The sequence below is a fragment of the Cellvibrio chitinivorans genome, assembly GCF_035117775.1.
GTDB lineage: Bacteria > Pseudomonadota > Gammaproteobacteria > Pseudomonadales > Cellvibrionaceae > Cellvibrio > Cellvibrio chitinivorans.
Map to the genome: position 1 here is coordinate 1,365,446 of NZ_JAYKKN010000001.1, position 24,914 is coordinate 1,390,359.

21 protein-coding genes are annotated in these 24,914 nt (G+C 46.6%); 9 read left to right on the forward strand and 12 right to left on the reverse strand.

Features of this window, described 5'->3' with window-relative positions; all coding sequences use genetic code 11:
- Positions 1–82: 82 nt before the first annotated feature.
- The 5 genes from SPL68_RS05740 to SPL68_RS05760 all read left to right on the forward strand — a co-directional run bounded on the left by SPL68_RS05740 (position 83) and on the right by SPL68_RS05760 (position 8,010).
- A complete protein-coding gene (locus SPL68_RS05740) occupies positions 83–619 on the forward strand; it encodes an LEA/WHy family protein (protein WP_323814117.1) in 537 nt (178 codons plus the stop codon).
- A 127-nt stretch (positions 620–746) separates the two neighbouring features.
- A complete protein-coding gene (gene parC / locus SPL68_RS05745) occupies positions 747–3,005 on the forward strand; it encodes a DNA topoisomerase IV subunit A (protein ID WP_323814118.1) in 2,259 nt (752 codons plus the stop codon).
- Between the two features lie 100 nt (positions 3,006–3,105).
- Entirely contained in the window at positions 3,106–3,378 is a 273-nt protein-coding gene (locus tag SPL68_RS05750; RefSeq protein WP_323814119.1) for a PilZ domain-containing protein, read from the forward strand.
- 163 nt (positions 3,379–3,541) lie between these two features.
- Positions 3,542–6,907 carry a hypothetical protein gene (locus SPL68_RS05755; RefSeq protein WP_323814120.1) on the forward strand — a complete coding sequence of 1,122 codons (3,366 nt, stop codon included), beginning with the start codon at positions 3,542–3,544 and terminating at the stop codon, positions 6,905–6,907.
- Between the two features lie 26 nt (positions 6,908–6,933).
- Positions 6,934–8,010 (forward strand): polysaccharide deacetylase family protein, encoded by a 1,077-nt coding sequence (locus SPL68_RS05760; RefSeq protein ID WP_323814121.1) that lies wholly within the window; start codon positions 6,934–6,936, stop codon positions 8,008–8,010.
- 112 nt (positions 8,011–8,122) lie between these two features.
- On the opposite strand, the gene SPL68_RS05765 is transcribed toward SPL68_RS05760, so the two are convergent.
- From SPL68_RS05765 to SPL68_RS05785, 5 genes are read right to left on the reverse strand one after another with little or no spacing between them, the layout of a single operon-like run.
- Complete coding sequence (locus SPL68_RS05765) at positions 8,123–9,439, reverse strand: hypothetical protein (RefSeq protein ID WP_323814122.1); 1,317 nt, start codon at positions 9,437–9,439, stop codon at positions 8,123–8,125.
- Positions 9,429–9,983, reverse strand: coding sequence for an outer membrane beta-barrel protein (locus SPL68_RS05770; RefSeq protein ID WP_323814123.1), 555 nt, complete (start codon positions 9,981–9,983; stop codon positions 9,429–9,431). Before SPL68_RS05770 ends, SPL68_RS05765 begins: the two co-directional genes overlap by 11 nt.
- Before the next feature lie 52 nt (positions 9,984–10,035).
- A complete protein-coding gene (locus tag SPL68_RS05775) occupies positions 10,036–10,842 on the reverse strand; it encodes a glucosaminidase domain-containing protein (protein WP_323814124.1) in 807 nt (268 codons plus the stop codon).
- 41 nt (positions 10,843–10,883) lie between these two features.
- On the reverse strand, positions 10,884–11,582 hold the full coding sequence (locus SPL68_RS05780; RefSeq protein ID WP_323814125.1) for a replication protein P: 699 nt from the start codon (positions 11,580–11,582) through the stop codon (positions 10,884–10,886).
- On the reverse strand, positions 11,494–12,693 hold the full coding sequence (locus SPL68_RS05785; RefSeq protein WP_323814126.1) for a DnaT-like ssDNA-binding domain-containing protein: 1,200 nt from the start codon (positions 12,691–12,693) through the stop codon (positions 11,494–11,496). The genes SPL68_RS05780 and SPL68_RS05785 overlap by 89 nt, the downstream gene beginning before the upstream one ends.
- Before the next feature lie 441 nt (positions 12,694–13,134).
- Between SPL68_RS05785 and SPL68_RS05790 the strand changes: the two genes are divergently transcribed.
- From SPL68_RS05790 to SPL68_RS05800, 3 genes are all read left to right on the forward strand, one after another.
- Complete coding sequence (locus SPL68_RS05790; protein WP_323814127.1) at positions 13,135–13,962, forward strand: hypothetical protein; 828 nt, start codon at positions 13,135–13,137, stop codon at positions 13,960–13,962.
- 233 nt (positions 13,963–14,195) lie between these two features.
- Positions 14,196–15,014: a hypothetical protein gene (locus SPL68_RS05795; RefSeq protein ID WP_323814128.1), complete on the forward strand. Its 819-nt coding sequence runs from the start codon at positions 14,196–14,198 to the stop codon at positions 15,012–15,014.
- A gap of 292 nt (positions 15,015–15,306) precedes the next feature.
- Positions 15,307–16,170 carry a PEP-CTERM sorting domain-containing protein gene (locus SPL68_RS05800; protein ID WP_323814129.1) on the forward strand — a complete coding sequence of 288 codons (864 nt, stop codon included), beginning with the start codon at positions 15,307–15,309 and terminating at the stop codon, positions 16,168–16,170.
- Between the two features lie 82 nt (positions 16,171–16,252).
- Here the strand turns inward: SPL68_RS05800 and traF are convergent, their stop codons facing one another.
- From traF to rsgA, 3 genes are all read right to left on the reverse strand, one after another.
- The gene (gene traF, locus SPL68_RS05805) at positions 16,253–17,398 is read right to left on the reverse strand and encodes a conjugal transfer protein TraF (RefSeq protein WP_323814130.1); all 1,146 of its coding nucleotides are present in this window, start codon (positions 17,396–17,398) and stop codon (positions 16,253–16,255) included.
- Positions 17,399–17,683: 285 nt separating this feature from the next.
- On the reverse strand, positions 17,684–18,490 hold the full coding sequence (locus tag SPL68_RS05810) for a sulfurtransferase (protein ID WP_323814131.1): 807 nt from the start codon (positions 18,488–18,490) through the stop codon (positions 17,684–17,686).
- A 110-nt stretch (positions 18,491–18,600) separates the two neighbouring features.
- Complete coding sequence (gene rsgA, locus SPL68_RS05815; RefSeq protein WP_323814132.1) at positions 18,601–19,620, reverse strand: small ribosomal subunit biogenesis GTPase RsgA; 1,020 nt, start codon at positions 19,618–19,620, stop codon at positions 18,601–18,603.
- A 130-nt stretch (positions 19,621–19,750) separates the two neighbouring features.
- Here rsgA and orn point away from each other — a divergent pair, with 130 nt between their 5' ends.
- Entirely contained in the window at positions 19,751–20,296 is a 546-nt protein-coding gene (gene orn, locus SPL68_RS05820; protein ID WP_323814133.1) for an oligoribonuclease, read from the forward strand.
- Positions 20,297–20,440: 144 nt separating this feature from the next.
- On the opposite strand, the gene SPL68_RS05825 is transcribed toward orn, so the two are convergent.
- The 4 genes from SPL68_RS05825 to SPL68_RS05840 all read right to left on the reverse strand — a co-directional run bounded on the left by SPL68_RS05825 (position 20,441) and on the right by SPL68_RS05840 (position 24,819).
- Positions 20,441–21,001 (reverse strand): REP-associated tyrosine transposase, encoded by a 561-nt coding sequence (locus SPL68_RS05825; protein WP_323814134.1) that lies wholly within the window; start codon positions 20,999–21,001, stop codon positions 20,441–20,443.
- A 60-nt stretch (positions 21,002–21,061) separates the two neighbouring features.
- Positions 21,062–22,816, reverse strand: coding sequence for an ATP-dependent nuclease (locus tag SPL68_RS05830; protein WP_323814135.1), 1,755 nt, complete (start codon positions 22,814–22,816; stop codon positions 21,062–21,064).
- 539 nt (positions 22,817–23,355) lie between these two features.
- Positions 23,356–23,898, reverse strand: a complete 543-nt coding sequence (locus SPL68_RS05835) for a hypothetical protein (RefSeq protein ID WP_323814136.1) — start codon at positions 23,896–23,898, stop codon at positions 23,356–23,358.
- Between the two features lie 42 nt (positions 23,899–23,940).
- Positions 23,941–24,819 carry a peptidoglycan-binding domain-containing protein gene (locus tag SPL68_RS05840; RefSeq protein WP_323814137.1) on the reverse strand — a complete coding sequence of 293 codons (879 nt, stop codon included), beginning with the start codon at positions 24,817–24,819 and terminating at the stop codon, positions 23,941–23,943.
- Between the last annotated feature and the right edge of the window lie 95 nt (positions 24,820–24,914).

Here is a 24,914-nt window from a genome sequence, read left to right on the forward strand (position 1 = left end):
TAAAAAGAGGATCGATTAGACCACATTGACATTATTGCGCAAGTGCGTGCTTTCACATTTTGAGTTGTTAAAGGAGTTGGTAATGGGTTTTGCTTTCAGTTTCCATGAAAAACTGCGTGCAGCGGGTGAAATAATCCATAGAATAAATGTTAAAACTGCAGCAATCGGTTTTTTTATAACCTGTAGTTTAATGTTGTCATCCTGTTCAAGTTTGCAGCCAAAGTTGGAGCAGCCAAGTGTAAAAGTAGTCGGGCTGCAAATGTTGCCAGCGCAAGGGCTGACCCAACCGATTCAAATCAATTTATTGATTGGCAATCCTAATGATCGTGACCTCACGCTGCGCGGCATGTCGTATACCGTGGGAATTGAAAACTTTGATGTATTAAGTGGAGTGAGTGATCAATTGCCCACGCTCACCGCTTATCAGGAAACACCGGTGCAGGTTGTAGTCTCTGCAAATGTGCTGCAATTAGTGCGATTGGTTGAACACTTCAGTCGCAATGGCGTAAAAGACACTGTAAATTACAATTTTTCTGCCAAGCTGGATTTCAGTGCCTGGTTGCCCGCGCTGAGAATTAATGAACAAGGTTCGATTCCGCTGGCGGCCAAAAAGCGCTGATAACTAATCATTCAGTAAAAAATGTTCAATAAAATATCGGACGCTTTTGAGCAAAGTATAAGTAACGCGCGGTTGATTTTTATCAATAAATAAAAGCCATCTGAATTTTGTATTTTCAGGATATTCAATGAGTGACCTAATTACCCTGCCTGAGGCCGATGAGCGTATTGCGCTCAAAGATTACACCGAGAAGGCCTATCTCGATTATTCCATGTATGTGATTCTCGACCGCGCCCTGCCGCATATTGGCGACGGTCTCAAACCAGTACAGCGCCGCATCGTTTATGCGATGAGCGAACTGGGCTTAAAAGCCAGCGCCAAATACAAAAAATCCGCGCGTACCGTGGGTGATGTGATCGGTAAATTCCACCCGCACGGCGACTCTGCATCCTACGAGGCCATGGTGTTAATGGCGCAACCTTTTTCCTATCGCTACACATTAGTAGACGGGCAAGGTAACTGGGGCTCGCCGGATGATCCGAAATCTTTCGCTGCCATGCGTTACACCGAATCGCGCCTCACCAAATACAGTGAAGTGTTGCTGGAAGAATTGGGGCAGGGCACTGTTGATTGGCAGCCTAACTTCGACGGCACACTCGACGAACCCATTGTGTTACCCGCACGCGTTCCCAATGTATTGTTAAACGGAACCACTGGTATTGCGGTAGGTATGGCGACCGATATTCCGCCGCACAATTTGCGCGAAGTGGTCAATGCTTGCGTGTATTTGCTCGATAACCCGCAGGCAACTGTGAGCGAGTTGTGCGAACACATTCTCGGGCCGGATATGCCAACCGAAGCGGAAATTATTTCGCCGCGCGATGAACTGATCAAAATGTACGAAACCGGGCGCGGCAGTGTGCGCATGCGCGCGGTCTGGCAAAAAGACGAAGAGTCAGGCGATATTATTATTACCGCACTCCCGCATCAGGTGAGCGGCGCAAAAATTCTTGAGCAAATCGCCGCGCAAATGCAGGCAAAAAAATTGCCGATGGTCGCTGATCTGCGCGATGAATCCGATCACGAAAACCCAACACGGTTGGTGATTGTGCCGCGTTCCAATCGCGTGGATATAGAGCAGGTGATGCAACATTTGTTTGCTACTACCGAGCTTGAGCGCACCTACCGCGTCAATATGAATATGATCGGTATTGACGGTCGTCCAGCGGTTAAAGCGCTCAATAAAATTTTAAATGAGTGGCTGAGTTTCCGTACTGTTACTACACGCCGCCGTTTGCAGCATCGCTTGGAAAAAGTCGATGAACGTTTGCTGCGTTTAGCGGCTTTGATGATTGTGTTCCTCAATGTGGATGAAGTAATTCGCATCATCCGCGAAGAGGAAAATCCAAAACCGGTATTGATGGAGCGTTTCAATTTAGTTGAGATGCAAGCGGAATATATTCTGGAAACCAAATTGCGCCAATTAGCGCGTTTGGAAGAAATGAAAATCCGCGAAGAGCAAGAGGCGTTAATTAAAGAGCGCGATGGTTTGCAGAAGATTTTGGATTCCGCAATTAAATTAAAAAATCTGGTGCGCAAAGAATTAATGCAAGTAGCAGAGCAGTTTGGCGATGAGCGCCGCTCACCGATTGTCGCTCGTGCAGAAGCGCAAGCGCTGACTGAAACCGAATTGTTAAGCGTTGACCCTGTTACTGTTGTGATCTCCGACAAAGGCTGGATTCGCGCTGCCAAAGGTCATGAAATTGATCCGGAAGGATTGAGCTACAAAGCGGGCGACAGTTTCAAATTTGCATTGCGCGGCAAGAGCAATCAGCAAGTTATTTTGATCGACTCAACCGGACGCAGCTACTCATTACCTGTACACAATTTGCCATCTGCGCGCGGTCAGGGTGAGCCATTAAGTGGCCGCATCAGTCCGCCGAGTGGTGCCACTTTTGAAGGTGCTTTGATGGGCGCCGATCAGCAGCGCGTACTGCTGGCATCTGATGCGGGCTATGGTTTTATTGCCAAGTTGGATGATCTGGTCAGTAAAAATAAAGCAGGCAAGGCGCTGTTAACACTGCCTGAGGCTGCGCTGGTGTTGCCGCCGCAGTTAATCGATAATCCCGAGCAAGCACTGCTTGCCGCGGTGAGTAACGATGGTCGTTTATTGGTATTCCCGATTACCGAATTGCCGGAATTAGCGCGCGGTAAGGGTAATAAAATCATGAACATTCCATCGGCGCGTGCGGCAGCGCGTGAAGAGTTTATTGTATCGGTGAATGTGATTAATGCGGGGCAGTGCCTTACTCTGCATTCGGGCAAGCGTCATATCACGTTGAAGATGTCCGATCTGGAACATTACAAAGGTGAGCGCGGCCGCCGTGGTAACAAGTTGCCGCGTGGTTTCCAAAAAGTGGATAAAGCAGAAGTAACCGATAAGTAGTACTTGATAGTAGCACCCATAATAAAGGCGGTTTTCCGCCTTTATTAATTGCGCAAACGGCATATATAAGATTGCAGGTCATAACAATGAAGGAGTTTTTATGAGCTCAAAAGACCAACGTCAGCATGTGCGTACTTCCTTTTCTTGCCGGATTAAAATTTCTCACGAATCCATTGGCGAAATTTTGGTGAAAACGCGCGATATTTCCGATGGTGGCGTATTTGTAGTGTTGGAGCCTGATCAAATTCCTCCCATTGGAACCCTGCTTACAGGTCAGGTGCAAGGCTTAATGGATGATGCACCAATCCTGCAATTGGAAGTGGTGCGGGTAGAGGCGTCGGGCGTTGGCTTGCGTTTTGTACAAGAAGAATAATTTTTAATTGTTTTAATCTTTTCCTAATGTGCGTCTTGCGCACAGTTTTGTGCTAGTGCCTTTGCAACATGCCTTCATTGTTTTGGATGCTTATAGTGTCTGCTGCACCGGCAAAAAATTTTAATAAAATCGCAGCATAGCTCTGAAATGTGAAGGAGTCTGAGTGTACAAGCTTATCTACAAACATCAATTTGTCGCCGGGTTTGATGAAGATCAGATCGTGGGCAATTTGGCGCAGCTGCTGCAATTAAAGCCAAAGACCGTACGCTTGGTGTTTTTGTCGCAACGCCCCAGCGTGATAAAAATTGTAGAGGATACTGCTGAAGTTGAAGCCTGGCGCGAAGCATTTTTAGATGCCGGCGTATACCTTGACGCAATCAGTATAAAAGCACCTGATGTTGATTCTATTGCTGATCAAATCGAATTGGATTTGGAACTGCATAGTCTTGATGATTATGATGAGGACGACGAACCTCCGCGTCAATTTTTAGTTAGAAAAATTATCGCCCCTGAAGAGGCTGTTGTTGCAAGCGAAAAGGCACAGATCAATGCTCCTGCAGCACCAGCACCAGCACCAGCACCAGCACCAGCACCAGCACCAGCACCAGCACCAGCACCAGCACCAGCACCAGCACCAGCACCAGCACCAGCACCAGCACCAGCACCAGCACCAGCACCAGCACCAGCAGTTGTTGTGTCTCCACCTACATCGCCAAGCAAACCGGCCATCGCTAAACAAGTAGCAGAACTAAAACAAGAAGAAACAAAAGTCTTAAGTGGCCAGCCGGAAGTAGCCGCCAAAACAAAAGTTGCCGAGACTTTTCCAGAAACAGAAACAGAAACAGAAACAGAAACAGAAACAGAAACAGAAGCTGTTGCCGATGGAGAGGCAGCGGATGTTAACTGGCATAAATCATCATTCCTGTGGGGAATGATGGTTATTCTGTTGGCGATATTAGTCACGGCATCAACCATTCTGTGGTTGAAAAAACCGCTGTGGATGCCAGCCAACAAACCTGAATTTGCTGATCAAACAGTTAATGCACTGGCAACGGGTAATCTGTTTGCACTTGCGCATTTTAATGTGCCTCGCTTGCAACAATTGCCAGATGCGTTTCAACCGGGAACAGGTTTGAATAATTTGCCTGAACCGAAAAAAGATTTTTGGAAAAAACTGGAGTCATCCGGTTTTGCCATTACGCAACAACTTGATCAGCTGTGGATAGCGGCCTATCACGCTAATAACCAAACTCAACCCTTGTGGGTGATGACGGGTTCGTTTGATGCAGATGAATTTCGCAATTGGTTGAAGCAGCATTATGTGATTAACGAGGAGTCGCCACAGCACTTGGTATTTTCATCGCTTGATGAAAATACCTGTGAACAAACACCAGTAGTAATGGCCATCATTGAACCGAATCGGATTTTGTTGGGCGCGCCCGAGCGAGTTGCCGCATTTCATGGGCGTATGGGCGCGGCTGCTCCGGCAGAGCGGGATATGTCAGATTGGCAAACGATCAGTGAAAAACAAATGTTTGCTGCTGCGTTGTTTAATCCTGCGCAGTTTTCAGAAGCGTCCACGTCTATGGCGCTGGCAAAACTGTCGGTTGATGCCGCAATGGTAAAGGGTATTTACCTTGGTGTTGCACCGCGTATGTTACCGCCCATGCTGGAGTTTTCAGCGGTGATGACTGGCGTTAACCAGGAATTTATTACTGCATCCGAACAAAATATTACACAGCTCATCACCACAGCGAAAAATACCATCGTGCAAGATTGGCCAGAAACCCTGCCGATTTATGAGCGCATGAAGCTTACAACTGCCGATCAGCAATTGCGTGCATCAGTTCATTTTGACGAGCAATTCCATGCGCAATTACAGCTGTGGGCAAATTCGCTCTTGGCAAAAACCTTTGCAATGAACGATGGCCCTGCGCCTACTACCGAAATGCGTGTAGAGGAAAATCCGCGTGATTTTTCGTCGTTAGCTGCTCCCGATTTATTAGGCTTTGCCAGCAATAAATATTTAAATCCGATGATTGCTGCGCAAACTACAACTGGGCCTTTTGGACTTGCTATTAACAATATTGAATCAACGGCGGATGGCTTTGCTATTAATCTGGATGTGAATGCTTTTAATTTGCCCAATGTGGGTAAGGGCGGCGACGCAATTCAATTGCGCATTCTTGATATTGTTGATCATCAGGATAAGTCGTTATTAAGCGGCAGTAGTTGCGATCCTAGCGGCATTACTCATCCAACCAATATAGATGCAGTTTACGATGGCGTTCATTTTGAACAGGGAAAACCAAATTCCTATGTAGGCATTCAGGGCACCAAAAAAATAGTGCTGCCAAAAATAATTAACCTTTCTGCCATTGGTGCGATCAAAGGCGAGCTGACTTATCAGCTACCGCTTGAAATTGAACGGATAAAAATTGAAGCGCCTTTTGCCGGGAAATTAATTAACGCCCATGGCCTGAACTTACGTTTTCTATCGAGTGAATCAAACCGTTTGCATTTTCAGTCCGCGGGAAACACGGGCGCGCTTCTGCAGGTCAATGCATTAAATGCGGAAGGTAAGGTGCTTGCGACAAGCAACAAAATGCATGGCCCCAATTTTTTTGCCGCGGGTAATACCACTCGCATTGATGTGCAAGGCGATGTGAAATCTGTTGAAATTATTCTGGCTAAAAAAATGGAGCTGAAAACTTATCCTTTTAGTTTTGGCCGCATTCAACCGCTTGAGCAAGCGTTTTCGGTAATCAAACCAGCGCCGGAAATGTTAACTGCGACTGCACTTGCGGAGCTGCAAAAAGATTCTCCGCCAGCCGATGTTCAATATCCCTATCAATCACCACAGCAAACCATTGTTGCCGGGCCTGCGTTGATTGCGGTAAATCAATTGAATTTTGATGCACAGCAAATGTCGCTAGTGGCCGATATTTATCTGCGCAACCATCATCCGTTAAGCCGTCAACTCAGCGCGGTGCGTTTGTTGATTACCGAAGTGGAAGATTCGGCGGGCAATATTCATTCGGTAAATTATCAGGCGCCGATTGCGCTGGATTATCAGGGTGGCACTTGGGCTGATGGCACCTATCAACCTGATCCTGCACAGCCTTGGTTGCGCGGCCAATTGGATTTGCGCGGTCAGGATTTAGGTGTGAGCGATGTAGTGGCGTTTTGGGGAAAACTGGTGTTTTTGGCGGCGGCTGATCCAATTGCGATTCCATTGCCATTTCAATTTGGAATGCAGTGGAACGGTGCTGAATCATCCTTCACTCTTGCGCGCTGGGAAGCGGGTCGATTGCTATTTGATATTCAGGGCAGCTTTCCCGAGTTGATGGCGATTACGGCGCTGGATGACAATGGCGCTGTAGTGAGTCAAGCAGCTGAACTGCTCAACAACCTTGGAGTGACTCAGGTTGAATTGCTAATTTCCCAGCGCCCCGCAACGATTGAATTCAGTATTGCGCGCAATCAAAAAACCGCTGAATTTCCGTTTGAGTTGCGTGCGCAGCAATAATCTTTTTTGATGTGATAAAGCAGAGTATGCAAAAACTATTTTCCATCTTCGTCACAAGTTTGATGCTGAGTTTTTTTGCGGCGATAAAAGTGCAGGCCGCTGTGGTGATTTTGTATCACCACGTTAGCGATAAAACTCCCAAGTCCACCAGCATCAGCCCTGTGCAGTTTGAAGCGCAAATGGATTATCTGGCTGCTAATAATTTCAATGTCGTGCCGCTGCTAGAGTTGACTGAAAAACTGCGCAAAGGCGAACCTTTGCCAGATAAAACAGTGGCAATCAGTTTTGATGATTCCTATGCATCTGTTTATGACTCCGCTTATCCACGTTTGAAAAAACGCGGCTGGCCGTTTACTTTTTTTGTGAATACCGATGCGGTCGGTACATCAAAAACGTTTGTTAGCTGGGATCAGCTGCGCGAGATGTCAAAGCAGGGTGTGACTATTGCGAATCACACTACGCAGCACAATCACTTGCCAAGACGCGAACAAAACGAATCGCAAGATCAGTGGCGCAAACGTATCGCCGCTGAGATTTTTCGCGCGCAAGAAAAAATTGAAGCTGAAATCGGCAGCGCGCCCAAGATACTGGCTTACCCTTTTGGTGAGTATGATGTTGAAATTCAGAAAATCGCCAAGCGCTTAGGCTATATCGCGTTCGGACAGCAGTCGGGCGCACTTTATGAACATGGCGATTTACAAGCGGTGTCACGTTTTCCTTTTGGTGGCAGCTTTACCGAATTGGATGATTTCATCATGAAGGTCAATACCAAACCTATGCCAACCAAACGCGTTGAGTTTTATCGCGATAAAAATACACAGCAAAAAAATCTGACAGTGAAAGAAGGCAATAAACCCTGGTTAGTATTAACGCTGGAAGATGAAAATCTACTGAAGAAAATAAATTGTTTTGCCACCGGGCAGGGTGCAATTACTGTGGAAATTATCAGCAATCAAGTGTGGGCACAAGCCAAACAACCGCTAAAACCCGGTCGGGTTAGGTATAACTGCACGGCTTATGCGGGAGAAAAAGGTCGTTTTTATTGGTACACCCAACAGTGGTTGGTGACTGATAAAAATGGAGGTTGGGCTTACCGCGATTAATAAAAAACGCTCTTGTGAAATGTCTTTCATAAGAACATCGGCACAAGAGCGTTTTTACAATAGTGTCTAGTAACACATTGTTTCCAGGTGCTGTTACTAGACGGCTGAGTTATCAAGCTTTAATAGTGACTTTGATGGTGTCGAGCAATTCGTTGCCGTCGGAGCCGACTTCAGTTGAGTTGTTCACCTTTTTGATGCGCGCTTGAATGGTGAGAATTAAATCCTGCACCAAGCTCAAATCATCATCCACAGTAATTAAACCACTGGCGCCATCGATGGTAATTTTACTTTCATCGTAATCGGGCGAGTTGGTTTCATCGATAATCCATTCAACATCTGTGCCTTCGTAAATTTCATCGCTCACACCGCTGTCGGCAAAGCTGACTTTGATGCGTGGATCAATGCTGCCGCCAATAGAAACCGACAAACTTTCGGTTGCTGCTGTGCTATTGGGGCCAACAATCGACATGGATTTGATTTTGGGTTTGGTGATGGTTAATACCAGCGTTGCGGGCATATCATCGCAGCTGGCATTGAGATCGACTTCAGTGCCGCGAAGGGTGCCGCTGACGGCGGTAATCAGGCCGGTGCTGGCATTCACGGTCATTACACTGGTGTCGCTACTTTCCAGTGAGGCGTTGGCGGTGATGGCGGCAGTACTGTTGTTAGTGTAAGTCGCCGTTACTGTCGCGGTCGCAGTTTGGCCTTGGCTCATTGTCACATCTTTGTCGGAGGTGATCGCAAGGTTGGTCAAAGTGCTATCGATTTGAAATTGGTACGCGGGTGAGCTGACGGTCAGGTCGCTGTTGTCCTTCCCTTTAGCAACTACATTGATCACACCGCTTTTGCGGGTGCTCAAGTCGGGCTTGGTTGCATCGGCAAAGCTTGCGCGTTCTGCACTTGCGGAATCCGCAAGCTCCCAAGTGATTGGGTAGTCGTAGTACATGCCGTCGCTAAACAGTGCTTTGGCGGTGAAGCTGGTGTTTTTGCACACATCGACCGAGCCGCTGCTGTGCTCAACGGTGATGCTGGTGAGATTGGCGTCGGTCAGGGTGATGGGCTGGGTGTCGGTTAACCCGGCGTAGGATACATTCAGCGTCAGGCTGCCCAGTTTGCCAGAAGCGGTAAACAAGCCATCTTTGATGGTGCCGAGGCTGGCGTCGCTCAGTCTCCAGCTCGCCATTTTGTTGAGATTGGTAGTGTTGCCGTCTTTGTCGGTGCCGATCAAATTAAATTGCAAGCTGCCTTTGATGTGAACCGAGCCGCTGTTATCGGCCAGCGCAACACTTACCACGCCGTTTTTGCTGGCATCAACTGTTTGCTCAAGGCGTTCGCTATCACTGCTGGAACCGCCGCCACAACCGCTTAACCCCGCTACGCTCATCGCTATCAGCAAGGCGAGCGAATAAATACTGGTGTTAGAACGCATAGGTCACCCCAAAGCCAAGGCCATCAACACGCAGATTGTCGTCGCGATAGTAGCGCAAGAAATCGAGCGTCCAGTAAACCGGATGACCTTCTACAATCCGATCCTGCAAGCTAAAGCCCCAGCTGAAATCGGAAAAGCTTTCCGTGTTTTCATCATTCAGGTTAGGTGAAATGGTGGTGATATCGGTAGATGCATAACCGAGTAACACGCTGATTTTGATGTCGTCTGGTTCAGTATTGGGATTGGTGAGGGTGAGGTAGATGCCGCTCTGTTGATCAACCTCCAGAGTCATACCATTGGCGCTGTCGTCGCTGATGGGCAGGGCGATCATACCTTGCAGGCCGATGCCATCCATCAGGCCATCAGTAAACTCGATGTCCGCTTTGATCTGAAACAGCGAAGGTGAAAACGTCTCGCCTGCTGTTTTGATTTGTGTATAAACCGCTTGCCCGGATGCGTGAAACTTCAGCGTGTTTTCTGCTTGAGCGTGCAGGCTGCTGAGACCCGCGATGGCGCCCATGACTAGTGCTAATCGTTTATACATAAAAGTTCCCTGCCATTTGACGTTAGTTAATTATTCGCGATCTGAACTTGAATTATTCCAGATTATTGCTGCGGATAAGGGTGCGCAACTCATCAATATACACACTGCCGCGCCCGGAATACTTGCCCAATTCTGCCACCATCGCCTTGCCGGTAAACTGGTCGGGCGTTTCGCGCAATTGTGCGCGCAGTTGCCGCCAGGGGCGATAGGCATTGTGGGTGTTGATATTGTTGAAGTATGCCGTAAGCGATTCTTCTACATTGTTAAATTTCTTAACCTCGTGTTTGGCGCCGCTCGCGCGTCTGTTTGGCACTATGCCGCAGCCGGGTTTGTAGCACCACTGGCCAAACAAGTTGTGTGCCTCCTCAGCAAAGCGCGAAGTGCCCCAGCCGGATTCTACCGCTGCTTGCGCCAAGACCATCGCGGGGGGAATCGCATCTACGCGCAGCAATAAAATCTCGATAGCTTTGTCATCCTCGGGATAGGTTTCATAAGTGACGTGAAACTTCTCGCGCAGTTTTTCCAGATTGCGTTTGTTAACGCCGCTGACGCTTTGTTTTTCATCCCATTCGGCTTTTATTTTTAATAAGCGTTCACGGGATTTTAATAGCTTGGTATTTTTTTCGTCGATCATTGGGCGCAGCATTGATAGAAATTGCGCTTTGCGTTCAGGTGTTTGATCTATAGCGGCAAAATCGGGCAGCAAGGTTGTGCTACTGAGATCATCTGTAGCAAGTTCTGTATCCGCCGTAAAAAAACTGACAGGTAAATTAGCAAGTCCAAGCACTAACACCAAGGTTACCAAAGGAAAGGCGACCAGCAAGAAACCCAGCAGCCATTGCGAAGCATTTTTACTCATAAAACGATTTACCAGGCGATTAACAAAAAAGAGATGAACAATTAGATGTCGAGTTGTTTGCGCAGCTCTTCCATGCGTCTGGCGTTTTCTTCTTTACTCAAAGGGCGTTCGATAGTTTCAGGTAGCGCCGGCACATTAGGTGCGGGCAATTCAATTCCGTTCATCACGCGCTCGCACAATTTCAAATAATGGCGTTCAAAAATCGGGAAGGCGACTTTTTCGCTATTGCTCGACAGAAAAAACCAATCGCTCGCACAGCCAGCGTGATACACCGCCGCATGGCTCCACTGATACGCCGCTTTCGGGCTGGGCGCACGGCAGGCTTCAACATAAGCTTGATGCGCATCGACCAAACCGAATTTCTCCGGCTCACCTTGGCAAGCGCGAATCATGCGATGCAAGGTCGGCAAGTATTCCGATTCTTCAATCACTTTACGCGCACCGCGCAAAATAGTTTCCGGCGCAAATTGTGCGAGCGAATTTAGCCATAAGCGACGCGCTTGATTAAGCAGCTCGTTATCTTTAAATGCGCTGTAATACTGGTTGTGATAATTCACACGAAAGAGCGCAAATACCTGATTGATTGCATCGATATGCGCATCGCCCGGTACGGATCGCTCTTGCTGGGAGCTGCCTTGTTTGTAGCTCTGATCAGCTTGCCCAGCTGCGGTCGTTGAGCTGTTCTGCGAGGCTGCTATCTCTTGTGCGACCTGTTGGATTATTGAATTGCTGTCCTGCATGCTGGTTAACCTGCTGCGAATTGACGGTAGTTAATGCGTGTTGTTTAGCCCAGTGAAATTTTACGTGCTGCAAAAATTTGGTATTCCAGCTGGCCATTAATTGATTGCTGTCGCGCCAGTACAACACAAATTCCGCGACCTGTTGCTGCGCAAATTTCAAATCGATATTGGCGAGCTTAAGTACATCGTAAACATCTCTACTTGGCTGCCAATTGTCGGGAATGCGTTTGGGCTCGGTGTCGTGTTCCAGTGCCGAGTTGTAGCGCAGCCACTGGCGTTTTACGTGTTGGATAAATTTGCTGTTCCAGGTGCGGCCAACATCGCCGCGCTCCTGCCAATAGACCACAAACTCAGGAATTGAATCCTCCACGAACGCAAGGCTAATACCGGCATGTTTTACCAACACTTCCAGTGCATCGCGGCTCGGGCGCCAGCCGCTGTGCATCGCAGTTTCCAAATCGCGATTTAAAAACTCGGTATCGCGGTCGCGCGCTTGGCGTTCATTATCTTCACGTTGTTGGCGTGCGATTTGGGTTTCGTGGTGACGCCATTTATGGAGCAAATCTTTTAAAAACTTCGCGCCCCAAGAGTGATTGCTCTCGCCGCGCTCGCGCCAGTAGGTCACAAACTCCGGCACCTGCAAGCGCACAAAATCGGTGGGGATATTGTATTGGGCAATTTGGCGCAGCAATTCCTGATCCGGCTGCCAGTGGGGCGATATCAGGGTCGCGCCGGTATTAGCTGAATTGGTATTGATCGACGCTGCAATTGGTTCTGGTTGTAATGGGGCTTGCGCTTGCGGCACGACCTCATCAAACGCCAGCGTTAACCGTTGGCTCTCGGTATAAGGCGCGGACACCAGCAGAATAATGCCCTTATCTTTCAGGCTGCGGCTGATGCGCTGTATGTCCATATCGCCCCAAAAGGGCATAAGGCGATTCACCCAACTGGCATCTACGTCCAGCCACTGTCTGCCGTTCGCTGGCGTGAGCGGCAGGTAAGACGCCATATCCCCCAAAATCGACAACATGCACGCCTCTTCCAGCCCGATAGTGGCCGCAAGGGAAGGGGAAACCAGCAGTGGACGTTCAGGAATCAGGGATGAACTCATAGCGCTCTGGCCGCAACAGCCGAATAAAAATATGGGTGGGAATTGTAGGCTGATAGGGGATTGGATGCCAGCAGGCTTAAAGGTTGAAATAGCTTTTATGTAACCGGTATCATTCGCTCCCCTCAAGGAGAGGGCAAAAAATATCTAATTAAGAAATAAAGGATCTACAGCGTGAAGAAATTTTATAAAAATTTAGGATTTAACATTTGTGGCTCGATAGTTTTACTCTCAGTGAGCTCGTTGACAACATTAAGCGCCCGCGAAATTTGTTATGTGTCGGGTGAAATCTGCCCATTGTCGTATCACAATTCTGGTGCTTACTACTACCAGCGTGTCTGTCAGCTGATAGTAAGTTGTCGCACGATTCCTGATCCTGTCCCCTCTCCTAATATTAACTATGTCAATCAGTGCAAATAATTAAGCTGGGATAAGGAATCAATCGTGCAATTATTCAAGAGTAAATCTTTTATCTTTTTAATATTGGTTGGGTGCTGTATTGGTGTGTATTGGTTTATTGCAAAGCGTTCTGAGTTTTCTGAGCTAGCAATCAAAAAAGATAACACCCACATAAAAGAAGATGCTAAAGCATTGGTATTGGCGGAAGCTGAAGGTCCCAGGGTTTTTCCTTCGGTTGATAACAAAGAAGCTACATTGAGTGGATTTATGGGGACACCTGCTGAAACTGCCGAGGTGAAGGCATGGTTTTCTACTCATGGTGAACTATTTGGTGAGGTCGACTCTGAATATCAAAGTTACCCTGAGCAAACACTCCGGGAATTAGGGAGTGGCGGTGATATTCGAGCACTACATCAATTAGCTGAAATCAGTCTGGATAGCGACCATTTCATGCGTGAAGGTTATGGATTCAATGCGGCTGAAGGGTATCTATGGATGGCTGCTATTCAGGGGGCTTCTAAAGCCCTTGCTGATCTAGCGCTAATCCACGATGCCCGCGTGTTCGGCTCCCCAAACCTCTCCAATTCTGAAAGACGCATTGCTGCTATAGAGGTATTGGCTAGATATGATGCTGCTTCTTATCGAGGCAATAGGTATCCGAACATAAATGATGCCAGGGTGTTCAAAGAAACTTACCAAATAGAATTATCACCAGAAGAGCAATTGATGGTGAAACAGAAAGGTAAGGAAATTTACGAGAGTTTGCAGCTGAAACGAGAAGAACTGGGATTGGGGGCTTTTGATAATTCAGTGCCAGATTCTGTTAAAAAGTTTTTTGAAAGTCAGGAGGTTATTTTCGAAAAAAATGACTGAGACCTATTCGCTGGCATTAAAAAAGCCGGGCATTTGAGGCAGCGTCAAACTCCTGGGGGAAAAGGGGTTAGAAAATGCCCTCATCGTTTTGATAACACCTAGCCCAGCTTGCCGGTCGAGAGGGGCAAACTAGAGATGCTTCTGTTAGTCGATGTGACGTTGATGTCAACTAACAAAAAAGTTGTCAACAGGCTTGTGGCTCTCAAGCCTGTTGATATCTATAGGAGTAAATAATGTTTCTGGAAAAGAGACTTAAAAAGATCAAACTGGCTGTTTTTACAGTTTTTTTAATTCTGTTGGGGTTGGCTTTTTACAATGGTTTTGTGCCGATTTCATTTAGTAGTTTTAAACATGAGCCACAAAATAATTCAGTGGATAAAACAAGTGACTCAAAAGTTAATCATGAGAAATCTGTGTCAGCAGTACAGCAAAGCGCGATTTCTAATGATAAAAAAGTTGCGGCTACAGAGAGTTGGAGCCCTATGGGGGATGAGGCTAATAGAGAAAAAATAATAGGTTGGTTTGAATCTCGTGGTATTTACAGTTTTCGTGGGCCGGATGAAAAGAATGACTATCAAAATTACGATTTAGCAACCCTGCAAACGTTAAGTGCTCAAGGTGATATCCGCGCTATGCATTTACTTGCTAAAAAAGCGGACAACATCGCTGCAAGCAATGGCATTCTTTTGAATGCAGCTATTCATGGATCGACAGGTGCATTATCGGAAATCGGATTGTCTTTGGAGACTGAGTTTGATGTGCGAAATAAATCAGCAGAAGACAGAAAGCCCTATGTAATGGAATCGCTTGCTTACTACGAAGCCGCACAGTTGAGAGGTGATTGGTGGGGGAATATTTCTTATAGTGATTCACTATTGAATCGCTACCCTATGGATCTTACTGACTTTGATAAGAGTCAAATTCAAAAGCGAGCCCAAGAAATTTACGATGACTTGCAGCAGCGCCGGACTCAATTAGGATTAGGTGATTTTGACAACAGTGTACCGGATGAGGTCATCAAGTTTTACGAAGAAATGCTTCGACCTTTGTAGGTTGTGCATCAGATGGTTAATTGGCCGGACTCACCTCCGGCTTTTTTATAAGCCCCTAGACAACGTTGTCGATAAGTTTTACAGATTCAATCGCCCGGTTTTTTGTGATCTGGTTCAAGTCTTTGTTTTTGTTCGATGTTTTGATTCTGGCGTAAGAATTGCTGATTTTAGCGTCACTGTAATGGCATATGTGTATTAAAAGAAAAGCTGTTACATACAAATCTTATAAATGTGGTATTCGGTCAAAACCAACAAAAAGACGTAAGCGGTCAAATCAACCAAGGGTGTTTGTGTGATCAATCAATTATGTAAATCGGTATTACTGGCTTGTGCATTAACCTCGGGTGCGGCTATGGCGCTGCCGGTAGATTTAGACAACGCGGGCAATTACACCTTGCTGGCAACAGGGACAAACATACACCACGGTCAGCCTATGTATGGCGATTTGATCTTGGGTTCCGAGGCATACATCTACGGCGATGTAGGCGCGCGCAACTCACTGAATATGGCGCATGGCGCAGTAGTCTACGGCGATGCCGATTTTGGCTCGCTTACGCAAAACCCGGGTTCATCTATTGAAGGTGATGCGAGTGTACAGGGAGCCGCTTTTTGGGATTCGCTCTATAGCGATGTCAAATCCGCATCGCTTGCTGCCAAAGCATTGAGCGGTGTGAATGCCGGTTATATTGCCTCTACCCAGACCTTTACCAGCCAAGGTAATTTGTCGGTATTTAACATCCTCGGCTTGAATTTAAGTGCGGGCAACAGTCTGACCTTGAGTGGCGATGCTGACGATGTATTTATCATCAATGTCGATTACTACGGCTTTATGCTGGGTGGCGGCGCGTCCATTATTCTCGATGGTCTGAGTGCCGAGAACGTACTGTTTAACATGCATGGCGCTTTGACTAACGGCCATGTAAACGTAGCCGCCGGTTCAATGCAGGGCACCTACATTTCACCTGATGCCTATATGCAATTGGGTGATGGTTTGAATTTGGATGGCGTACGCTTTTTGGGGGCGGGCATCTCGGGCAATTTACAGGATGTGTACGGCTTTACTCCGCCTGTTGTCGTGGTATCCGAGCCATCCATGCTGTTATTGATTGGTTTGGGTTTGATGGGCTTGGGCGCTATTCGCCGTCGCACCAACTAATCATTTAGTCTGATATTGAAAACGCCCCGGCAGATGCGTATCTGCCGGGGCGTTTTCATTTGCAGCTTAGAGGCCGACGCGATTAGAAGCGCAGGCCGCCGCTCAGAGCAAAACCTTCAGTTTCGTTTGAGCCGGTGATGTACGCCAGATTGAGTGCGCCAACACCTACACCAAATGAATAGGTCTTATCAAAGGTATCTTTCTGGTCTTTGGCATAGCCTGCGCGCAAGCGAATCCAATCCCAAGCGCTGTACTCAACGCCGGCACGCAGCATTTGAGTGTCTTGGTTGAGGCCGATGGCTTCAATCGGGTTCAGGTCATAAGACACTTCTGCTTTGAGGTTGCCGTTCACATAACCCACAGAGGTAATAAATTGACGCTCGATTGAAATAGTTTCATCGGCATCAATGGTCTTGAAGTCTTTCTCTTGCAGGTTGTTAGCCACAAAACCGTAACGCATGTTGCCAGCGATATAGGTCAAGCCCAGGTCGTAGTTCATCATGTCTTCTTTGTGGGTGTAGTCATCCGCATCGAAGTCATCTTCATCAAAGTCTGCAACTTTTGATGTGTAGATAATGCTTTCAACTTCCAGTTTTTTCGGTTTGAAGCCCACCAACAAGTGATTGCCACCTTCCAACTTAAACGCTTTTGAGAAAGACACACCAATCTCGGTGGCTACAGCGCCTTTACCGGTGATAGTTGAGTCCAGGTCGTCTTCCAGATTGGATGGGTCTTGATTCAAATAATCATCGATCAAATCGATATCGCTTTGGGCGATATCAGGGCTCAGGAGCAGGTTGCCATGCGCGCTGGCGATAAACGCCACAGATACCAAATCGGTTGGAATAGAGAGCACCATGTTTGCGCCAAGGGTCGCCACAGTCAGGTCGCCATCAATCGCTTCCAGTCGCTCTTTCAATTCCTCTGCTTGGTCTTGGCTCAGGGTACTGGAGCTGTCGATGTCATCAAACAGGTCAACCAGCTCATCGGCTTGATCGATCAAATCGTCTTTATCGTTGTAGAGCGCGCCTGCGCCCAGCAACAGGGCAAAGTCGTCTTTTTCGGGGTTGTAAGCAGCGCCCAAACTTGGGTTGAGCAATACACCTTCGGAGTAGTTGCCGGTGGAGTAGGCTGCGCCCGACACACCTGACAAACTGCCGTGAAACTGGTCTGCCACAACTGGCAGTGATGCACTAACCAGCGCGACACTCAAGAGCGTTTTTTTCATGAGAATTTCCTTCGTTGATTCGAATTTTTCAGTCGTTGGCGACAATCTAGCCCCAAGCGCCAATTACTTATAAGTACAGCTATAACTGGTTTACGATCTGTAAATGCCAGTCTAACTGTGACATATGTCACACAGGGGGAAGGATAGCAGATGAGAGTGAGCTGGCAACTTTTAATAACGATTTAGCAATAGGTAAAACTACCTGATAGACCAATACGCAATAAAAAGCCCGCAAAAGCGGGCTTGTGGTGATGTATTTAAAGCGGTGCTTTAGCGTTCAACCAGTTAGCGTTCAACAGGAGTTTCGGGGTGATTACCCCATTCCGCCCAGGAACCGTGGTAGCCGCGCACATTCAGGCCGACCGCTTTGCCCACTAAATAGGTAAAACCGGAACGATGGTGGCTTTGGCAGTGGGTGATGATTTTTTTATCGGTGGTGAAGCCCAGCGAAGCCAAATACTCGCGCGCATCAGTGCGGATGCGCAACGCATTGTCGCGGTCCATCAGGTCGGTCCATTCACAGTGGATCGCACCGGGAATATGGCCGTTTTTCTGCGCGGTCATGCGCTCGCCAGTGTATTCGCCCGGGCTGCGTGCATCCCACACCAGAAAGTCAGCGCGATCCATCTCCCCCAGAATATCGGTCAGTTCGATCACCACACGCGGGTCGATTTTTGCGTTCACCTGCGTGGGGCTAAGCACGGGGATTTCTTTGGAGAGCGATTGGCCGGAGGCAAGCCATGCATGCAATCCGCCATTTAAATAGGAGTAGTGTTTGTGGCCTATGGCATCCAGTGTCCAGATCATCCGCCCAGCCCAGCCGCCGCCTTCATCGTCGTACACCACAACATGAGTGTCGGGGGTTAAACCCAAAAATGAAAATACACGATTCAACTGCTCGATAGGCGCGATCTTGCCCGGCACCGGCGGTTGGCCGCTGAGGATTTTATGCGGCGGCACATGAATCGCGCCGTCGATATGCCCCTGCAGATAAGTCTGCTCGGCGCACATATCAATCACCAATAATTTGCTCGTGGGTTGAGCCAAAAGCGCAGCCAGCTGCGTCGGCTCGATGACAAAAGGTAATGCCATTTTCTTATTCCTGTAGTGACCGATTAATAATCCCCCCGGCTGCGCCGACCCCCTTTTTCAAAGTGGGTGATTACTCCCTCCCTTTGAAAAAGGGAGGGCCGGGGAGGGATTCAATTTTCATTTAACGTGCGCAAAATATACCGATAAGAATCCATGCGTGTCTCACTGATATCACCATCGGCCAGCGCTTTTAAAATCGCGCAGCCCGGCTCGTGGCGATGTGAACAATCACGAAATTTACAGTAACCAATAAACGGTTTGAACTCGATAAACCCTTCCAGCACTTCATCTTCATCCATATGCCACAAACCGAATTCGCGGATGCCGGGCGAGTCGATCAAATGGCCGCCGTCGGGAAAGTGCAACAGGGTCGCGCTGGTGGTGGTGTGCGTTCCCTCCTGACGCGCAGACAAATCGCCCACACGAAGATTCGACTCTGGCAAAAGCGCATTCACCAACGATGATTTCCCCACGCCCGACTGCCCCACAAACACGCTGGTGTAATGCGTCAAATACTCTCGCAGCTCATCCAAACCTGTGTCGGTCTTGGTGGATACCATAAGCACCTTGTAGCCTAAGTTGCGATAAGTAGTCTCAAGATAGGTAATTTTGGCGCGTGTACTCACATCGATGCGGTCGATTTTGTTAATCACCAGCACCGGCTCAATATCAATCGCATTAGCTGCGACCAAATAGCGGTCGATCAAATTGGCGTGGGGTTCAGGGTAGGGCGCGACCACAATCATAATGCGGTCGATATTGGCAGCCACGGTTTTCATATCGCCGTGCGAATCGGGGCGCTGCAAGGCAGACTCACGCGGCATTACCGCCACCACCACACCCATAGGGTTGCCCGGCCGCCAAACCACTTTATCGCCCGTCACCAGCGAACCCAGATTGCTGCGGAAATGGCAGCGCTGATGTTGCCCGGCGTTTTCACCTTCAGTCGCCTCAACCACTACCTGAGTACCAAAGTGGGTAATGATCAGCCCCAATTGCTCCGCGCCCAAATCGCTCTCATTTAACTGCGCATCGGCCTGTTTATCGCGTTTGGCTGCACGCGCGGTGCGCTCTTCCTGAACCTTTTCAATACGCCACTGCTGGCGGCGGGTGAGTTTGCGTTTAGACATGCGTGGATGCTTTAACCTGCGGTGGGGGTGGTTGGACGGGTTGGTTTGGCTAGACTGGATAATTACTTTAAGCTGCGCGCAATTGTGCCTCATTTACGAAGTAAAAACCCATGTTGCCGAGGAAAAACCCATGCTAAATGAAAACAACCTGATCTGGATTGATCTGGAAATGACCGGCCTCAACCCGGATACCGACGTGATTATCGAAATCGCCACCATAGTCACCGACGCCGACCTCAACATCCTCGCCGAAGGCCCCGTATACGCCATCCATCAACCCGACAGCATCATGCTCAACATGGACGACTGGAACACCAACCAACACGGCAAATCCGGCCTCACCCAGCGCGTACGCGAAAGCCAAATCAGCATTGAACAAGCAGAAGCCGAAACCATTAAATTTTTGGAGCAATGGGTACCAAAAGGTAAGTCGCCTATCTGCGGAAATTCTATCTGCCAAGACCGCCGCTTTTTAGTGCGCGGCATGCCGAAATTGGAAGATTATTTTCACTACCGCAATTTAGATGTAAGCACCGTAAAAGAACTAGCCCGCCGCTGGCGCCCCGATGTAATCGCCGGAGTAAAAAAATCCGGCGCACATTTAGCGTTAGATGACATCAAAGATTCCATCGCAGAGTTGCAACACTACCGCGCAACATTTTTTAAAATGGATTGATTTTTTGTAAGATGAAACAACAAAGGCGCCAATTGGCGCCTTTGTTATTTTCGGTTTTCGATTTTTTATCGCTGCAAGATATTCAAGTAGGTACGATTAGCGCAGCGTAATCGTACGCATAAACGCACACGTAATCATACGCATCTATTCTCCCATCTCAATTTTAACGCCGTCATCCCCACACCAATTTTCGGGATAAATCCCTGCCTTTACATATTTGTGAAATGTTGAGTAAGGCCAGTCAACAACACGGTTGACCAATTTGTGCTTTACAGGGTTGCGATGGATGTAATCAAAATGTTGCTTAAAATCATGTTCGTCACGTATCCAATGCTCCCAGTAATGTCTCTGCCAAATGCCGCGTTCGCCATTTTTAATTCGCACGAGAGATCGATTTTCTTTTGGGGGAATGTTTTTGGAAAAATGCGACTTTATCAATCGCCAGCGAGTGGCGTAGTCAGTGTCACCCTCTGGGAGTCGCCAAAGGCAATGCATGTGATCAGGTAAAACCACCCATGCGATGATCTCAAACGGACGAGTGCGATGAACCTTTTTAATACAATCTTTTAAAAGCGGCATTTCCTCTATCAATAAATTGTTATTGTGTCGCTGTAGTAAATTGACGGTAAAAAACCAAGTGGAGCCTGGTATTTGTAAGCGGCGATAATTGGGCATTTCCTTGCCTCCTGATGATTGATTTTTCATGCGTACGATTACGCTGCGCTAATCGTACCTACGTGCTGCTCAATTAATTAGAAAGAATAATTAGGGCTCTTGGCACCAGTTCACGAAATCAGTTATGTAAACCAAATCATGGACGACATCCTCAACGCGGTCTACAGCGAGTTTTTGTTTGAATTTGAACCATTCACCTGTAGTTTTAGCTTCGAGACATAAGTGTGGCTCAATTGCTCCCGCTGACCAAATCCAAATCGACTTGGTTTTTAATTCATCGCGGATCGTGCATAGATGATTTAATGCGTCGCTCTCGCCAGCAAGTAGCTCATATATGTCTGATGCTCGATGGCTTGATGAATTTTTGGGTAGGCGTCCCTGTAATTCAAATCCGTGGGTTGGTTGCATTTTTGCAATAATATCCAAACATGCATTTATATCTTCGTTATCAACGGCAATCAAATTTTGTTTTTTTGCTGCGGTGAATGCAAAGTCAAGGTCTGCCAACGCTTTAGCGGGTATCTTCATCTCCTTTAGTATATTTAGCATGCCAGGAATATTTCCTGCTCCCGTAGCAATTACCAAAGCAAGTCTTGATTCCCCGAGGGATTTTCCACTGATTGCTTTAAACAGGGATGGTAATACGTGCTTTTCTGTATCGCCTTCTGCAATTAAAACCATATCAGAGAACAATATTTGTCCGAGATTGTATGTATCGAATAGCAATCTTGCTTGTGCGTCATGATCACCAAGTACTGTTTCTATTGCGTCAGTCAATCTTGCTTCAACTTTCGTTCCCTCGTCGTGTTTTCGCACAATATTTGTTATGGGGATATCTTCTGGTTCAATCATAAAAGGTGAGTGCGTAGAAAATATTACTTGATAGCCTTTTTTAGCAAGAATTTTTAGCGATGATCTTATTTGCTCGATAGCTTGCGGGTGAAGAAATAGCTCAGGTTCATCGATTAGCAATAGATTAGTTTTTCCTTCTTTGGTGATATCTTTGGTGATTTCTGACAAATGCCGAATCAATGTCATTTGAATCGCACGCTGTGCTCCGTGTCCCATGCTGCTAAAGTCACGTGTGTTAGAGTTTCCTCTCTCTGAAACTTTGATCGTACCTTGTTTAAAAAGATCTGAAATTTCGGGGGTGGGTATATCAACATGCAATTCAATGCCAGGAAAAAAATCACCTATTTTAGCGTTAATGGCACCATCAAAATCAGACAACTCTTGAAGGCGTTCACTACCATTTAGATTTAATTTTTTACCAACAGCAGACAATGCAGTAGAAAGCTCTTCTAGCTTTGTTTTCAAAATTTCTTTTTGTAAGTTGGATATTAATTTCCCAATAGTATTGCCTGCCTTGAATTTGGAAACATCCTCGGCTGCATCCTCCATCGAATTTATAAAAGTGGGTTCAGGGAATAGTGTAGAAATAGCCTGAGGTATGCCATTTGGGTTAACCCACTCACCATATTGATCGCTAGGAGCCCTAACTCCAAGTGTTAAAGCAGTTTTTCCTAAACCATCTTGCTTAAATTGGATGTGAATACAGTCATTTTCGATGTAGGGCTGCAAGCTCGATCTTTGAGGCGCAGACAGGTGAGACAAAACCTCATCATTGAGACCTGTTAGCTCAGCCCTTATTATCAATGGCTGTGTAATGTCATTAAAGCCATCCTCGCCGATAGCTTTCCCTTTTACTAGCGCGTCTATTGCCTTGAGAATGTTTGTCTTGCCTGCGTTGTTATATCCAACAAGAGGTGAAAATCCTTCTAATTTTATTTTTAAATTTTTACAAGACTTGAAGTTAATTATTTCCATTTCACTAATTAAATGCATAGCTTTTTTCCTTCGATATATTGGATCAGGGTAAAATTAAACGTCCGCACTAAAAATTCTCTTGTCATTATTGACGGTCACGCTTCACAAGCAGCCTTCGTATAAATACTTTCGAGTGATTTGTCTTTTTGAAATGGAAAATAAAAAACACACGGTGGCTTTTATTTTTTAGAGCGAGGAAATTAGAAAGGATTTATAAGCGGCATTGCCGTTGGCTTTATCTTCTTCCTGAGTTTCCATGATGCTCGCCATTGGTGTTTTCGGGTTCCTGTTGTGATCCAGTTGGCATTATTGGGGCAATAATAAGCATGCAGATGACTTGGGCGCCATAGGGAAATGACTAAAGGATGAAAAATGTTGAAACATGCGACATTTGCGGAGGGGGCGGTGTGGTGTTTGCAGCGTGAGGATAAGCGGTTGCTTTAACTGTGGGGGGGCATGCGTACGATTACGCTGCGCTAATCGTACCTACGTGGTGAGTATTCACAGATAAAACAAAGGCGACTCGTGGTCGCCTTTGTTGGTTATTGAGAGGGGAGTTAGTGCATTCCGCCTATGCCCATATAGATAAATAATGCAGCCTCATGGAGTGCGGGGCCTTCTATTGGAAGATATTCAAGTTGAAATTCTGCACCTTGGCTTTTTTCATTTGAATCATCATGGTTTGTAAAAAACTCTTTTTCGTAATCATATTCTTCTTCAACCAAATTTTTGTTGAACACCTCTATCGCGTCTCTCAATGTGTCGTCTTTTATAGATGCGTAGCCAAATAGCGATTTCATTTTTCTATAAACCTGATCCGGCTGTTTAAGTGACTCTTTATCTTTTGTGTAGTAAGCAATCTGAAAATTATACATTGAACAAAATTTGTGTTCGATTACAGCGGTTGAACCATCTTTGTAACTGATGTAAAGACGTTTAATGGTTTCGTAGCCGTCTTCGGCGTCTTGCCAAAAAATATTATCAACCTCTGCTGAGGTTGGGTTTGGAAAGCTAAGCTTTTTAGTGGTGTATTCGCATTTTCTTTCGGCAAAGCAGCTGCTTGCGGCTACCAACGATAAAATGAATATTAAATATTTCATGTTTAATTTCTCATATTGATATTTTGATTGGGTTGGAATTTTTTATTTGTAAAGGTTAATGTCTTTTGCGTTTGGCGAAATTTCGAGGTGCCAGCAGGAGTTTTTCTTCATGGTCTCATCAATAAATTTATTTATAAATCCTTGTTTTTCGAGTTGCTTGAAAGAGCGCGTTAATGCGTTTTTATCAAAGCTACTATTTCGAGAATGGGTTGAGTTTACAACTATATCAAAAGTATTTAGACGCTTGTAACTTTCATCACTAACACAGTGTTGGGAAACTCGTATTCCTTTCCTGTCGAAAGAATCAATTTTTTCTTTCATAAGCTTAATTACCTCGTCCCTGCTCTTGTTTTTGTTGTTTTTATAAACGTCTAACACTTTGTCACCGTTCACGCTGTACAGATCATATTGGTCTTTTAAATTGAGCTGTGCATTTTTGTACATAATCTCTGCTTGAGCCTGTGTGGTTCGAGCTGTCGATGTAATCACCGCATGGGTCATTCCGCTTTCCAGCAGAGCTAGCTTTACTACGTTGATGGCGTAAGGCGAGACAATGCGGCGGTTTTCTTTTATGTCGCTGGCGTAGGTGACGTGGACATGATTTAGCGCGGCGCTGATAGGCAAATTATTGGATGCCAGGCTTGATGTTGTAAGGGGCGATGTTATGCCTGCGGTTAGGTGGCGGAAGCTTCTGCCGTTTGGGTCTATGCGGGCATCGGGGGTGATGATGCCGACGTGATTTTTTTGAAAATTAAAAATCGCTTGAATGGTTTTGTTGCCACATAAGCCATCGACTTTAAGGGGGAAGCTGTTGTTTGCGTGTTTTTTTGCGTAGGCATTTAATGCGGATTGGATGAAAAGCACATCGCTGCGCGAGTTAATTCCGTAGCGGCCTACGGATTTTGATATTCCTGTATTCATATTGCCTCCTTGGCAATTCCTTGATTGCGATGGGTTTTAAACTGAAGTTTTTAAAGTTAATGCGTTGGTGCGCGCTGAGTATATCGCGTTGTATT

What these genes read in the sequence shown, in the direction of transcription:
- SPL68_RS05740 (WP_323814117.1), top strand. Translation starts at nt 83, where the DNA reads ATGGGTTTTGCTTTCAGTTTCCATGAAAAACTGCGTGCAGCGGGTGAA.
- parC (WP_323814118.1), top strand. Translation starts at nt 747, where the DNA reads ATGAGTGACCTAATTACCCTGCCTGAGGCCGATGAGCGTATTGCGCTC.
- SPL68_RS05750 (WP_323814119.1), top strand. Translation starts at nt 3,106, where the DNA reads ATGAGCTCAAAAGACCAACGTCAGCATGTGCGTACTTCCTTTTCTTGC.
- SPL68_RS05760 (WP_323814121.1), top strand. Translation starts at nt 6,934, where the DNA reads ATGCAAAAACTATTTTCCATCTTCGTCACAAGTTTGATGCTGAGTTTT.
- SPL68_RS05765 (WP_323814122.1), bottom strand. Translation starts at nt 9,439, where the DNA reads ATGCGTTCTAACACCAGTATTTATTCGCTCGCCTTGCTGATAGCGATG.
- SPL68_RS05770 (WP_323814123.1), bottom strand. Translation starts at nt 9,983, where the DNA reads ATGTATAAACGATTAGCACTAGTCATGGGCGCCATCGCGGGTCTCAGC.
- SPL68_RS05775 (WP_323814124.1), bottom strand. Translation starts at nt 10,842, where the DNA reads ATGAGTAAAAATGCTTCGCAATGGCTGCTGGGTTTCTTGCTGGTCGCC.
- SPL68_RS05780 (WP_323814125.1), bottom strand. Translation starts at nt 11,582, where the DNA reads ATGCAGGACAGCAATTCAATAATCCAACAGGTCGCACAAGAGATAGCA.
- SPL68_RS05785 (WP_323814126.1), bottom strand. Translation starts at nt 12,693, where the DNA reads ATGAGTTCATCCCTGATTCCTGAACGTCCACTGCTGGTTTCCCCTTCC.
- SPL68_RS05795 (WP_323814128.1), top strand. Translation starts at nt 14,196, where the DNA reads ATGTTTCTGGAAAAGAGACTTAAAAAGATCAAACTGGCTGTTTTTACA.
- traF (WP_323814130.1), bottom strand. Translation starts at nt 17,398, where the DNA reads ATGAAAAAAACGCTCTTGAGTGTCGCGCTGGTTAGTGCATCACTGCCA.
- SPL68_RS05810 (WP_323814131.1), bottom strand. Translation starts at nt 18,490, where the DNA reads ATGGCATTACCTTTTGTCATCGAGCCGACGCAGCTGGCTGCGCTTTTG.
- rsgA (WP_323814132.1), bottom strand. Translation starts at nt 19,620, where the DNA reads ATGTCTAAACGCAAACTCACCCGCCGCCAGCAGTGGCGTATTGAAAAG.
- orn (WP_323814133.1), top strand. Translation starts at nt 19,751, where the DNA reads ATGCTAAATGAAAACAACCTGATCTGGATTGATCTGGAAATGACCGGC.
- SPL68_RS05825 (WP_323814134.1), bottom strand. Translation starts at nt 21,001, where the DNA reads ATGAAAAATCAATCATCAGGAGGCAAGGAAATGCCCAATTATCGCCGC.
- SPL68_RS05830 (WP_323814135.1), bottom strand. Translation starts at nt 22,816, where the DNA reads ATGCATTTAATTAGTGAAATGGAAATAATTAACTTCAAGTCTTGTAAA.
- SPL68_RS05835 (WP_323814136.1), bottom strand. Translation starts at nt 23,898, where the DNA reads ATGAAATATTTAATATTCATTTTATCGTTGGTAGCCGCAAGCAGCTGC.
- SPL68_RS05840 (WP_323814137.1), bottom strand. Translation starts at nt 24,819, where the DNA reads ATGAATACAGGAATATCAAAATCCGTAGGCCGCTACGGAATTAACTCG.